This is a genomic window from Streptomyces exfoliatus, from assembly GCF_000725545.1.
Classification (GTDB): domain Bacteria; phylum Actinomycetota; class Actinomycetes; order Streptomycetales; family Streptomycetaceae; genus Streptomyces; species Streptomyces exfoliatus.
In genome coordinates this window covers 143,766-155,787 of the sequence record NZ_JNZP01000005.1, presented here as the reverse complement: position 1 = coordinate 155,787, position 12,022 = coordinate 143,766, and the positions used below count along the sequence as shown (strand labels likewise).

General features: G+C 72.1%; 13 protein-coding genes and 1 tRNA gene. 11 read left to right on the top strand and 3 right to left on the bottom strand.

The window, feature by feature from the left end:
- Window positions 1-13: 13 nt before the first annotated feature.
- Entirely contained in the window at window positions 14-634 is a 621-nt protein-coding gene (locus IO20_RS0108140; protein WP_030549694.1) for a hypothetical protein, read from the top strand.
- 220 nt (window positions 635-854) lie between these two features.
- On the opposite strand, the gene IO20_RS0108135 is transcribed toward IO20_RS0108140, so the two are convergent.
- The 3 genes from IO20_RS0108135 to IO20_RS0108125 form a co-directional block, all read right to left on the bottom strand.
- Entirely contained in the window at window positions 855-1,832 is a 978-nt protein-coding gene (locus tag IO20_RS0108135) for a DUF5926 family protein (protein ID WP_030549693.1), read from the bottom strand.
- A gap of 163 nt (window positions 1,833-1,995) precedes the next feature.
- On the bottom strand, window positions 1,996-2,652 hold the full coding sequence (locus IO20_RS0108130; RefSeq protein WP_397791506.1) for an ATP-binding protein: 657 nt from the start codon (window positions 2,650-2,652) through the stop codon (window positions 1,996-1,998).
- 49 nt (window positions 2,653-2,701) lie between these two features.
- Window positions 2,702-3,523, bottom strand: a complete 822-nt coding sequence (locus IO20_RS0108125; protein ID WP_030549692.1) for a glycerophosphodiester phosphodiesterase — start codon at window positions 3,521-3,523, stop codon at window positions 2,702-2,704.
- A gap of 199 nt (window positions 3,524-3,722) precedes the next feature.
- On the opposite strand from IO20_RS0108125, the gene IO20_RS0108120 reads away from it, so the two are divergent.
- From IO20_RS0108120 to IO20_RS0108075, 10 genes are all read left to right on the top strand, one after another.
- Window positions 3,723-5,174, top strand: a complete 1,452-nt coding sequence (locus IO20_RS0108120; RefSeq protein ID WP_030549691.1) for a S1C family serine protease — start codon at window positions 3,723-3,725, stop codon at window positions 5,172-5,174.
- 53 nt (window positions 5,175-5,227) lie between these two features.
- A tRNA-Ser gene (locus IO20_RS0108115) sits at window positions 5,228-5,314 on the top strand.
- Window positions 5,315-5,459: 145 nt separating this feature from the next.
- Complete coding sequence (locus IO20_RS0108110; RefSeq protein ID WP_030549690.1) at window positions 5,460-5,684, top strand: antitoxin; 225 nt, start codon at window positions 5,460-5,462, stop codon at window positions 5,682-5,684.
- A 127-nt stretch (window positions 5,685-5,811) separates the two neighbouring features.
- Complete coding sequence (locus tag IO20_RS0108105; protein ID WP_030549689.1) at window positions 5,812-6,333, top strand: O-acetyl-ADP-ribose deacetylase; 522 nt, start codon at window positions 5,812-5,814, stop codon at window positions 6,331-6,333.
- A 416-nt stretch (window positions 6,334-6,749) separates the two neighbouring features.
- The gene (locus IO20_RS0108100; RefSeq protein WP_030549688.1) at window positions 6,750-7,055 is read left to right on the top strand and encodes a hypothetical protein; all 306 of its coding nucleotides are present in this window, start codon (window positions 6,750-6,752) and stop codon (window positions 7,053-7,055) included.
- A gap of 245 nt (window positions 7,056-7,300) precedes the next feature.
- Window positions 7,301-8,467, top strand: coding sequence for an acyl-CoA dehydrogenase family protein (locus IO20_RS0108095; RefSeq protein WP_030549687.1), 1,167 nt, complete (start codon window positions 7,301-7,303; stop codon window positions 8,465-8,467).
- Window positions 8,464-9,387, top strand: a complete 924-nt coding sequence (locus IO20_RS0108090) for a bifunctional MaoC family dehydratase N-terminal/OB-fold nucleic acid binding domain-containing protein (protein ID WP_030549686.1) — start codon at window positions 8,464-8,466, stop codon at window positions 9,385-9,387. Before IO20_RS0108095 ends, IO20_RS0108090 begins: the two co-directional genes overlap by 4 nt.
- 1 nt (window position 9,388) lies before the next feature.
- The gene (locus IO20_RS0108085; protein WP_030549685.1) at window positions 9,389-10,465 is read left to right on the top strand and encodes an acyl-CoA dehydrogenase family protein; all 1,077 of its coding nucleotides are present in this window, start codon (window positions 9,389-9,391) and stop codon (window positions 10,463-10,465) included.
- Window positions 10,462-10,845: a MaoC family dehydratase gene (locus IO20_RS0108080; protein ID WP_030549684.1), complete on the top strand. Its 384-nt coding sequence runs from the start codon at window positions 10,462-10,464 to the stop codon at window positions 10,843-10,845. The genes IO20_RS0108085 and IO20_RS0108080 overlap by 4 nt, the downstream gene beginning before the upstream one ends.
- Window positions 10,842-12,008: a lipid-transfer protein gene (locus tag IO20_RS0108075; protein ID WP_030549683.1), complete on the top strand. Its 1,167-nt coding sequence runs from the start codon at window positions 10,842-10,844 to the stop codon at window positions 12,006-12,008. The genes IO20_RS0108080 and IO20_RS0108075 overlap by 4 nt, the downstream gene beginning before the upstream one ends.
- Window positions 12,009-12,022: the final 14 nt, after the last annotated feature.

Here is a 12,022-nt window from a genome sequence, read left to right as displayed (position 1 = left end):
GCAGGTGGGGCACATGGGTCCGGTGAACCTCCGCGTGGTCGGACTCGGGGCCGCCGTCACGGTCGCCGTCCTGCTTCCGCTCGTCGCGATGGCGGGGCCCACGGGCGAGCCCGTACGACCGGCCGGGGCGGCGGACGGGGCCGGCGGGACCGACGCGAAGCCGGGGGGCCTGTTGTCCGGCCTCGGCCTCGGCTCCCGTACGCCGGCGTCTCCCGCCCGCACCGCTCCCGCGTCCGCTCCCCCCTCCGACGCCCCGGCGGCCCCCGCCCGGGTGTCTCCGGAGCGGGTCACGCACTGTGGGCCGGAACTCGCCTCCCCCGAGGGGGTCGAGGCGCAGACGTGCGTGCTGGCCGAGGGGCCCGACACCTGGGCGCGTACGTACTACCGGAACGCCACCGGCCAGGAACTCGACGCGTTTCTGACCCTCATGGCACCCGGCGGGCGGACCGTACAAGTGCGTTGCCCGGTCACGGCGCAGGACGAACCGGGAACCTGTGAAACGCCCAGGGAGCGCGGGAGGGGCACGGCCACGGTGTATACGGCGGTGGCGGAATTCGCGGGTACGGGCGAGGGCGACAGCACTCCGCTGCTGCTGCGGGCGGGCAGCAACACGGCGGACCCGGAAGGAAGTTGAGCGTCTACGCCCCGGGGTCTCCCGGAAGCGGACATGGAAAGGCCCGATCGCTGGCGACGGGGGATGCACCAGCGACCGGGCTTCCAGAACGGTAACAAGAGATCTGCTGTTCGCAAATTCGATCTCGGTTATTCGGACAGGGATTTACCCGTCCGAAGACCGCCTTGTGGCGGAAGTCACCGACTGGTCGGTCTGTCAGTCACCGATACCACCTGGGGTATCAGCTGAGAGTCACCTGACGGTTCGTGAGGCCGCCGCGCGCACGCCGCTCCTCCGCGGTGAGCGGGGCGTCCGAGGCGAGCGCCCCGGCCAGCCGCTCGGCGAACTCCGCGGCCGGCTTCTCGCACTCCTCGGCCGTCATCGGCGTCGGCAGGTCCCAGACCGGCACCATCAGGCCGTGGGCCCGGAACGAACCGACGAGTCGGGTGTCCGCGCCGAGGGAGGTGCCGCCGGCCGCCTGGAGGCGGGCGAGCGCGTCGAGGAGCTTCTCCTCCGGGTACGGCATGACCCAGCGGAGGTGGTTCTTGTCCGGGGTCTCGCACCAGTACGCGGAGTCGACGCTCGTGAGCTTCACGGTCGGGATCGCGGCCGCGTTGGCCCGCTCGAGCGAGGCGGCGACCTCCGGGTCGGCGCCGTCGGCGGACTGCGGGATCCAGAACTCGAAGCCCGTGTGGACCTCGGGGGCGAACGCGGCGTCCGCGTCGAGCAGGTCCTGGAGGCGCGGGCCCTCGGCCGGGACGCGGCGGGCGGGGATCGGGGTGCCCGGCTCGGCCTCCAGGGCGCGCTGGAGGGTGTCGGCGAGGTCGCGGGCGAGGTCGCCGGAGGTGGAGTCGTTCTGCAGGGCGAGCAGGACGGAGCCGTCGTCGCGGCGCAGCGCCGGCCACGCCATCGGCAGCACGGTCGCGAGGGTCACGGACGGCACGCCCTCCGGGAGCCCGCCCTTGAGGGTGAGCGGCACGGTGGCGGCGGGTACGAGCTCGCGCAGCGCGACCCAGTCGCACTCGCCGGGCAGGCCCTCGAAGGGGCGCTGGACGAGCTCGGTCACGGCGTGCGAGGCGGCTCGGCCGTGACATGCCTTGTAACGGCGGCCCGAACCGCACGGGCACGGCTCGCGGGCGCCGACGACCGGGATCTCCCCGCTCGTGACCTGTGCCTGGCCGGACGTGCCGGCCTTCGTCTGGGGGCGCTTCTTGGCCATGGTGTGGCTTTCTCCCGATCGCGGCGGTGCGGTGCTTGTTCCGGCGCGAGCCTAGCCGCCCCGGGCACCGACACCCCTCAGGCGGGCCGTGCCGCCCGCTGCCACGGACCGCTGCCCTGGGCCGCGACGGCGGACGCCGCAGAGGCGCCGCCGCCGAGTCGCCTCAGTCCAGATCGTCGTACGCGTCCAGGACGTCGAAGCGCGAGCCGCCGCCGACCCGGGTCGCGAAGTCCTCGCGGCGGTGTCCCTCGGTGACCACCACCCAGACCGTGACCTCGCCCGTCGCACTGTCCCGTACACCCCAGTCCTGGGCCAGCGCGCTGATGATGTTCAGCCCGCGGCCTCCCCGTGCGGTGACCGAGGGCGTCGACGGAACCGGTCGTGTCGGACCACCGCCGTCCGTCACCTCGACCCGCAGGCCGCCCGCCGGGTCCACCCGCCAGGCCGCCCGTACATCCCCGTCGCCCCGATCCGCCCGCCCCAGCGGCCTGCCGTACCGGCAGGCATTGCTGAGCAGCTCGGAAAGGATCAGCACCGCGTCGTCGACGACCGAATCGGCCACTCCGCTGCGGTACAGCTCGTCCCGCATCCGGTGTCTCGCCGCACCCACGCCCGCAGGACCGTGGGGTACGGCCATGCTCGACGACGTGGGCACCTCTTGTGCCACCACAAACGCCACCCCCGAGACCTCCTTTGCCCCACGCCACCGTGTGGATGCCCCAATGGACTGGACCGGAAACCGGCCAATCCGCGTTCGATGAGGCACTCGTGACGATCGCGTACGTACGGAACGCGCCGGTGCACGCCCTGCGAGCCCCATAAACCCTTGTGCCGTATGGGAAAGGAGGGACTCAGGAGGTGGGAAGACGTCAGTCGCGGCCGAGCTGGGAGAGCACCTGCTTGGGACGGTTCGTGATGATCGCTTCCACGCCGAGGCGCTCGCAGAGCTCGACGTCCTCGGGGTCGTCCACCGTCCAGACGTGGACGTGGTGCCCGGCCTTCTGGAGCCGCAGGATCACGGCGGGGTGGTGTCGGACGATCCGGATCGAAGGGCCGGCGATACGCGCGCCCGCGGGGAGCCGTCCGTCACGCAGCCGCGGAGAGACGAACTGGGCGAGGGAGACGGTGGGGAGCGTCGGCGCGGCCACGGCGATCCGCTGCAGGGAGCGGGCCGAGAAGCTCATGACGCGCACGGGGGATTCCGCGGAGTACGCGGGCGCGTGGAGGTTGAAGCGCTTGAGGAGGTGGAGGAGCCGCTCCTCCACCTGGCCCGCCCAGCGGGTGGGGTGCTTCGTCTCGATGGCCAGCTCGACCCGGCGCCCGGCGTCGGACACCAGCTCCAGGAGGCGTTCCAGGGTGAGGACGGAGGTGTACCCGGGGTCCCGCCAGTCGGGGACCTCGCCGGAGTCGTCGCGGCCCTTCCAGGTGCCGAAGTCGAGGGCGGTGAGGTCGGCGAGCTCGAGGGCGGAGACGGCGCCGCGGCCGTTCGAGGTGCGGTCGACGCGGCGGTCGTGGACGCAGACGAGATGGCCGTCGGCGGTGAGCCGGACGTCGCACTCCAGGGCGTCGGCGCCGTCCTCGATGGCCTTCATGTAGGCGGCCAGAGTGTGTTCGGGTGCGTCCTCGGAGGCTCCACGGTGGGCGACGACCTGGAGCGGGACGCGGTTCGATTGCTGCCGTGCGTGAGTCACGGCGTCATGGTGCCATTGGCGAGGTGGGGCGGGCAGCGGAGGGGGTCCGTTCTGTCCGTATATAAAGGTGGGGGTGCAAACGCACAGCTCCGCCTTACAGCGGCCTGACGCCCTGTGGGAAAAGCTGGTGCAGCACCCTGGACCCAGCAGGTGCCCCGTAGGCACCACCACCCCGCGCAGTCAACGAGGAGAGCGAGCTGTGAGCACCGAGAACGAGGGCACGGCGGTTCCGGCGGACCCGTCCGCCCCGTCCGCCCCTCCGACACCTCCCTCGACGGCGACGCCGGAACAGACGACGACGCCCGCCCAGGAGCCCGGCCCGGCACCGGAAGCGGCGACGGCTCCCACTCCGGTGCAGCCCCCGGCCCACCCCGCGGCCCCGGCCGACGCCCCGACCGCGGTCCACGCGCCAGCGGCCGCCCCCGCGGGCGCCGCGGGCGGCTGGCCGCCGCCTCCGCCGGCCGTGCCGGCCTGGGGTGCGCCGCTCCCGCCCGCACCGCCCGCCCCCGTGGCACCGCGGAAGCGGACCGGCGGCCTCGTGGCGGCGGTCCTCGTGGCGGCGCTCGTCGCGGGCGGCATCGGCGGTGGCGTCGGCTACTGGGCGGCCCAGCGCGGTGACGACGGCGTCAGCTCGACGACGGTGTCCTCGGGCGAGGCCCCGGCGGCCTTCAAGCGCGACCCGGGGACGGTCGCCGCGGTCGCGGCGCAGGCGCTGCCGAGCGTGGTCACGATCCAGGCGAAGTCCGGCGGTCCGCAGAGCGAGGGCGGCGGCGAGGGCGGTACGGGCACGGGCTTCGTGTACGACCAGGAAGGCCACATCGTCACCAACAACCACGTGGTGGCGTCGGCGGCGGACGGCGGCGCGCTCTCCGTGACGTTCCCGGACGGCAAGTCGTACGACGCGGAGGTCGTCGGCCGGGCCGAGGGCTACGACGTGGCGGTACTCAAGCTCACGAACGCGCCGAAGGGGCTGAAGCCGCTGCCGCTCGGCGACTCCGACAAGGTGGCGGTCGGTGACTCGACGATCGCGATCGGGGCGCCCTTCGGCCTGTCGAACACGGTGACGACGGGCATCATCAGCGCCAAGAACCGTCCGGTGGCCTCGGGCGACGGCTCCGGCGGCAGCAACTCGTACATGAGCGCGCTGCAGACGGACGCGTCGATCAACCCGGGCAACTCCGGCGGCCCGCTGCTCGACGCGAGCGGCGCGGTGATCGGCATCAACTCGGCCATCCAGTCCACGGGGAGCGGTTTCGGCCAGTCCCAGGCGGGCTCGATCGGCCTGGGCTTCGCGATCCCGGTGAACCAGGCGAAGAACGTCGCCCAGCAGCTGATCAAGACGGGCAAGCCGGTCTACCCGGTGATCGGCGCGACGGTGAACATGAACGAGCGGGGCGAGGGCGCCACGATCGCCTCCCAGGGCTCGGGCGGCACCCCCTCGGTCACGCCCGACGGCCCGGCGGCGAAGGCGGGCCTGAAGGCCGGCGACGTGATCACGGCCTTCGACGACCGCCAGATCGACAGCGGTCCGACCCTGATCAGCGAGATCTGGACCCACAAGCCGGGCGACTCGGTCAAGATCACCTACGAGCGCGACGGCAAGACCTCCACGGCCACGGTCACCCTCGGCGAACGCACCGGCGACAACTGACCCCGACCGGCTAGGCTGTCCCCCGCGCCGCCCGTGACACACCGACGGCGCGGGGTGGGTTGCCCGAGCGGCCTAAGGGAACGGTCTTGAAAACCGTCGTGGCAGCGATGTCACCGTGGGTTCAAATCCCACACCCACCGCAGTGGAACGGCCCCTGACCAGGTAGATCGGTCAGGGGCCGTTTTTTCGTGCCGGTCGGCGGAGGTGGAGCGACGCTCAGCGGATGCGGGAGTCGGGTGCTGCCCTGATGCTGGAAGGGCTGGAACAGCGGCTAGGAGGGCCAGGATGTCCATGCTCGACAAGCTCAAGGGGATGCTGAAGGGCCACGAGGAACAGGGCTCCAAGGGCATCGACAAGGCCGGTGACTTCGTCGACGGCAAGACACAGGGCAAGTACAGCAGTCAGGTCGACACCGCCCAGGCGAAGCTCAAGGAGCAGTTGGGCAACACGGGGCAGGGGCCGGTCTCCCCACGGCCGGACTCTCCGCCTCCGCCTCCGCCCCAGCCGTAGCGCGGAGGCGCGCATCGCTCCTCAGGGGCGTCCCGGATGTGTATCCGGGGCGCCCCTTCGGGGTTTCCGCGGGGGGTTCAATGGACTCGTGGGAGTGGGAACGGTGACCCGAGGAAGGGGTTCTGGCGTGGTGCGGATCGTGCTCGTGCAGGGGGACATCACCGCGGAGGCGGCGGACGCGATCGTCAACGCCGCCAACACCTCGCTGCTCGGTGGCGGGGGCGTCGACGGCGCCATCCACCGGAAGGGCGGGCCCGAGATCCTCGCCGCCTGTCAGGACCTGCGCCGTTCGCACTACGGCAAGGGGCTGCCGGTCGGGCGGGCCGTGGCCACGACGGCCGGGCGGTTGCCGGCCCGGCACGTGATCCACACGGTCGGGCCCGTCTGGTCGCCGGAGGTGGACCGGTCGGAGTCACTGGCCTCCTGTTACCGCGAATCCCTCCGGGTCGCCGACGAGCTGGGGGACCGTACGGTCGCGTTCCCCGCGATCTCGACCGGGATCTACGGCTGGCCGATGGAGGACGGCGCACGGATCGCCGTGGAGACGGTACGGGCGGCGCCCACCGAGGTGGAGGAGGTGCGGTTCGTGCTGTTCGACGCGCGCGCGTACGCCGCTTTCGAGGCGGCGGTCGGGCAGGAGCGCCCGTAGGGCTTCGCCTCGCGGTCGAATTCTTCTTCCTGTCGGTTCGTTTGTTCGGTTCGCGGACCGGAGGGACTCGCCGTTGATCTCTTCCGAGAGAGCGATTGGCGGAAAATCTGCCGGAACGCTTCCTCCCTTGCGGCACACCGGTTCTGCCTGTCCTGAACCCGCTTCCCCCGGGTGAGCTGGGGCTTTCCTCGTAGTGACCTGGTTTATCTGCTTGTCCTCACGCTTGCGGGGGAATAAGCCGCTCCGGGGTGGTTCGCCGGGGATTCGGTGGGCAACTCTGAGGTCGCGACGTCGAGCACGAACAACTGGGGCGGTCGGCCAACCACCCCGGAAATGGCCGTAGTTCAGAAGAGTTCAGAGCACTTCAGAGCAGTTCCGTGCAACAGCACCAGCTTTCAGTTCCCGGAGGAACAGACATGGCAAGCATCCGTACCGCCCGCATCTTCGCCGTCGCCGCCGCCCTGCCCCTCGCCGCCGCGCTCTTCACCGGGGTGGCCCAGGCCGACAACGGCGGGTTCGCGGACGACGGATCGAACACGAGCGTCGCCACGATCATCGGCAGCGGCGTGGGTGGGGACAACTTCGGCAACTCGACCACGACGCAGCAGGTGGCGACCGGTTCCGGTGCCTCCAACCAGAACAACACCGCCAGCGTGAACGGCTCCGCCTTCACCCACATCGCCCAGAACAACGCGGTGGTCAACTTCCACCCGTGGTGGTGACCCGCCGAGCGGCGGCCGGCCCGACGGGGGGCGTGACCGTGGTGTGAACGACGGCCTGTGCGCCGGTACTTCGGTACCGGCGTGCGGGCCGTCGCGCTTGTGTGCGCCGGGGGCGCGGTGGTCGCGCGTCCGCGTGGCGGCACCCGCGCGACCGGTCGTCCGCGCGGTCGGTCGGCGACCTTGACAGGGCCGCTGAATCTGACGGACAGTCAGAAATCTCAGTCGTCCCACGGGAGGCCGTCGCCGTGCACCTCGCCCCGACCGAGCGGCAGCTGCGGCTGCGCGCCGAACTCCGTGCGTACTTCCGGGAGGTGATGCCCGACGGGCCGCCTCCCGCCGCCGACACCGCCGCCCAGCGCCGGCTGCTGTGCCGGATCGGCGCCGACGGGCTCCTCGGCCTCGGGTGGCCCGAGGAGTACGGCGGACAGGGCCGCGGCCCCGAGGAACAGTTCGTCTTCTTCGACGAGGCGTACCGCGCGGGCGCCCCCGTCTCGATGGTCACCCTGAACACCGTCGGGCCCACCCTCATGGCCTACGGGACCGAGGAGCAGAAGGCCTTCTTCCTGCCCCGGATCCTGCGTGGCGAGACCGTCTTCGCCATCGGGTACAGCGAGCCGGAGGCCGGCACGGACCTTGCCTCCCTCCGGACGCGGGCGGTCCGCGAGGGGGACTCCTGGCGGATCGACGGGCAGAAGATCTTCACCTCCAACGCCCAGAACGCCGACTGGATCTGGCTCGCCTGCCGCACCGACCCCGACGCGCCCCCGCACCGGGGCATCTCGATCGTCCTCGTCCCCACCGACGCCCCCGGCTTCTCCTGGACCCCGATCGCGACCGTGGGCGGGCTGACGACGACGGCCACCTACTACGACGGGATACGGGTCCCCGCGGGGAACCTCGTCGGGCCGGAGCACGGCGGCTGGGGGCTCATCACCAACCAGCTCAACCACGAACGGGTCGCGCTCGCCGCGATCGGCATGCAGGCCGAGGACTTCTTCGCGGCCGCGCTCGCCCGCGCGCGCATCCCCGATCCGGTGACGGGCAGGCGCCGCGTTGACGAGCCGTGGGTCCGGATCAGGGCCGCCGAAGCACACGCCCGATTGTCGGCGACACGCTTGCTGAACTGGCGTTTGGTGAGCGATGTGGGGGCCGGCCGGCTCGCCCCGGGGGACGCGAGCGGCGTGAAGTTCGTGGGAACCGAATCGGCGGTGGAGGTGTATCGAATATGTCAGGAAATCACGGGCGGGCCGGCGGCGGTGCGAGCGGGATCGCCGGGGGAAGTCGGCGGCGGTGAGCTGGAGCGCATGAACCGGGCCGCCCAGATCAACACCTTCGGGGGAGGGGTGAGCGAGGTGCAGCGCGAGATCGTCGCGAGGATGCGGCTCGGCATGAAGGGGAGGGGACGGCGATGACGCCCACGGAGCGGGACGCCACGCTGTACGGCCGGCTCGTGGCCTACGAGGGCCGTGCCGCCGCCACCGCGGGCGTCGGCAAGGACCCGGTGAACCTGCCCATGATCAGGCACTGGTGCGAGGCCATGGGGGACGCACACCCCGCCTACCGGGGGCCGGAGGCCGTCGCCCCGCCGACGATGCTCCAGGCCTGGACGATGGGCGGCCTCGCGGGGCATACCGGCCGCTCCTCCGCGTACGAGGAGCTGTTCGCCCTCCTCGACGCGGCCGGATACACGTCCGTGGTCGCGACCGACTGCGAGCAGGAGTACCTCCGGCCTCTGCGCCCCGGCGACGAGATCACCTTCGACACCGTGATCGAGTCCGTGTCGCGGCCCAAGACCACCAAGCTCGGACCGGGGTACTTCGTCACCACCCGGACGGACGTCCGCGCCGGCGCGGAACTCGCCGGCACCCATCGCTTCCGCATCCTCAAGTACGCACCGGCGAGCCGGCCACCTAAGTCCCCGGACCAGGCCCCGAGGAGGCCCCGGCCGGTCATCAACCGGGACAACGCCGGGTTCTGGGAGGGAGTGGCGGCGCACCGGCTGCTCATCCAGCGCTGCGGAGACTGCGCGGCCCTCCGCTTCCCCTGGCTGCCCGGGTGCGCCGACTGCGGCTCGCCGGAGTGGGACACGGTCGAGGCGAGCGGCGCCGGGACGGTCTTCTCGTACGTGGTGATGCACCACCCGCCCTTCCCGGCCTTCGCCCCGCCCTACGCGGTCGGGCTGATCGAACTCGCCGAGGGCGTACGGATGATCAGCAACGTGGTGGGGGTGCCGTACGACAAGGTGCGGATCGGGATGCCGGTGCGGCTGGAGTTCGTGCGGGCCGACGAGGAGCTGGAGCTTCCCGTCTTCCGTGCCGGAGGGGAGGGCTGACATGGACTTCACCCCGACCGAGGAGCAGGAGGCCGCCCGCGAGCTGGCCGGCCGGATCTTCGCCGACCTGGCCACTCACGAGCGGCTCAGGGCGGCAGGCACCGGCACCGACGCCGAGCTCTGGAAGGCGCTCTGCGCCGCCGGACTGCCCGGCGCCGTCGAGGAGACCGGCCTGCTCGGCCTGGTCCTGCTCCTGGAGGAGCAGGGGCGGGTGACGGCCCAGGTGCCCTTCGCCGCGAGTTGCGCGTACGGGATCCTCGCCGTCGGCCGGCACGGCACGGACGAGCAGCGGACCCGGCTCCTGCCCGGCCTCCGGGACGGTACGACGGTGGTGACCGGGGCGTTCCCGGCGTCCGGCACGGTCTCCGCGCACGATGGGCGGCTCAGCGGGACCGTGGAGTGGGTGCCGTGGCTCAGGGACGCCACCCACGTCCTCGTGCCGGACGAGGACCGTGACCTGTGGCTGGTCCCGCTGGTCCCGCCGGGCCCCCCTGAGGAGGACGCGGTCCGGGTGGATCCGGTCGAGCTCACCGCACCCTGGTCCGCCGGACGGCTCGTCCTCGACGGGGCGGCCGGGGAGCGACTCGGAAGGCAGTGCGGGGCGCGGGTCGGCGCGTCCGGTGGCGCCTATGAGGACGTGCTCGCCGTCGCCCGGATCGCCTTCGCCGGACTGCAGGCGGGAGTCTGCGCCGGATCGCTGGCCAGGGCCGTGGAGCACACCTCCGTACGGGAACAGTTCGGCCGTCCGCTCTCCACCCATCAGGCCGTGCAACTGCGCGCCGCCGACGCGCACATGGACACCGAGGCCATCCGGGTCACCGCCTACGAGGCCGCCTGGCGCTTCGACGAGGGCCTGGACGCCGGAGGGGCGGCTCTGACCGCCGCCTGGTGGGCCTCGGAGGCGGGAAAGCGGGTCGTGCACGCCGGGCAGCATCTGCACGGCGGTACGGGAGCGGACCTCGACCATCCCGTACACCGGCACTTCCTGTGGGGCCGGCAACTTGACGCCTATCTCGGCGGCGGCACCGAACTCCTCGCCGAACTCGGCGCCCTGCTCGCGGAAGGAGACCTGTCATGAAGCCCGGGGACGAGCTGCCTCCGCTGACGATCCCGATCACCCGCACCCTGATCGTCGCGGGGGCCGTCGCCTCCCGCGACTACCAGGACGTGCACCACGACGCCGAGCTGGCGAGGGAGAAGGGCTCCCCGGACATCTTCATGAACATCCTCACCACGAACGGGCTCGTCGGCAGGTACATCACGGACCACTTCGGACCCCGCGCGGTCCTCCGCAAGGTCGCCATCCGGCTCGGCGCCCCCAACCACCCCGGCGACACGATGGTCCTCACCGGCACGGTCACCGACGTGGACGGGGAAACGGCACGCGTGCGGGTCGTCGGTGCCAACGGGCTCGGGCACCACGTCACGGGCACGGTCACCGTGGAGGTGCCGAGATGAGCCTGCGCGGCAGGGACGGACTCGGCGGCCGGGCGGCCGTGGTGGGCATCGGGGCGACCGAGTTCTCCAAGGACTCGGGCCGCAGCGAACTCTCCCTCGCCGTCGAGGCGGTGCGGGCGGCCCTCGACGACGCCGGGCTCGCCCCCGCCGACGTCGACGGCCTGGTCACCTTCACCATGGACACCAATCCCGAGATCACCGTCGCCCAGGCCTCCGGCATCGGCGAACTGTCCTTCTTCTCCCGTGTGCACTACGGGGGCGGGGCCGCCTGCGCCACCGTCCAGCAGGCCGCGCTCGCGGTCGCCGCCGGGGTCGCCGAGGTCGTCGTCTGCTACCGGGCGTTCAACGAGCGCTCCGGGCGACGCTTCGGCTCCGGCGTCAAGGAGCGCGAGCCCTCCGCCGAGGGCGCCGCGCTCGGCTGGCAGCTACCCTTCGGGCTGCTCACCCCGGCCTCCTGGGTCGCGATGGCCGCCCAGCGGTATCTGCACACCTACGGGTTGACCCCCGACGCCTTCGGCCATGTCGCCGTCACCGACCGGCGCCACGCGGCCCGGAACCCGGCCGCGTACTTCCACGGGAAGCCGATCACCCTTGACGACCACGCCGCCTCGCGCTGGATCGTCGAACCGCTCCGGCTCCTCGACTGCTGCCAGGAGACCGACGGCGGCCAGGCGATCGTCGTCACCTCCGTCGAGCGCGCCCGTGATCTGCGGCATCCGCCCGCCGTGATCGTCGCGGCGGCGCAGGGCGCCGGGCGGAAGCAGGAGGCGATGACCAGCTTCTACCGGGACGAGCTGACGGGCCTTCCGGAGATGGGGGTGGTGGCCCGGCAGCTCTGGCGGACCTCCGGGCTCGCACCGTCCGACATCGACGTGGGCATCCTGTACGACCACTTCACCCCCTTCGTTCTCATGCAGTTGGAGGAGTTCGGCTTCTGCGGACCGGGAGAGGCGGCCGACTTCGTCGCGGCCGACGCGCTCCCGCTGAACACGCACGGCGGGCAGCTCGGCGAGGCGTATCTGCACGGGATGAACGGCATAGCGGAAGCGGTACGGCAGCTGCGCGGGACCTCGGTGAACCAGATACCCGGCGCGGAGCGGACCTTGGTCACGGCGGGCACGGGGGTTCCCACGTCCGGGTTGATCCTGGGCACGGACGGCTGAGGCGACGGCCCCAG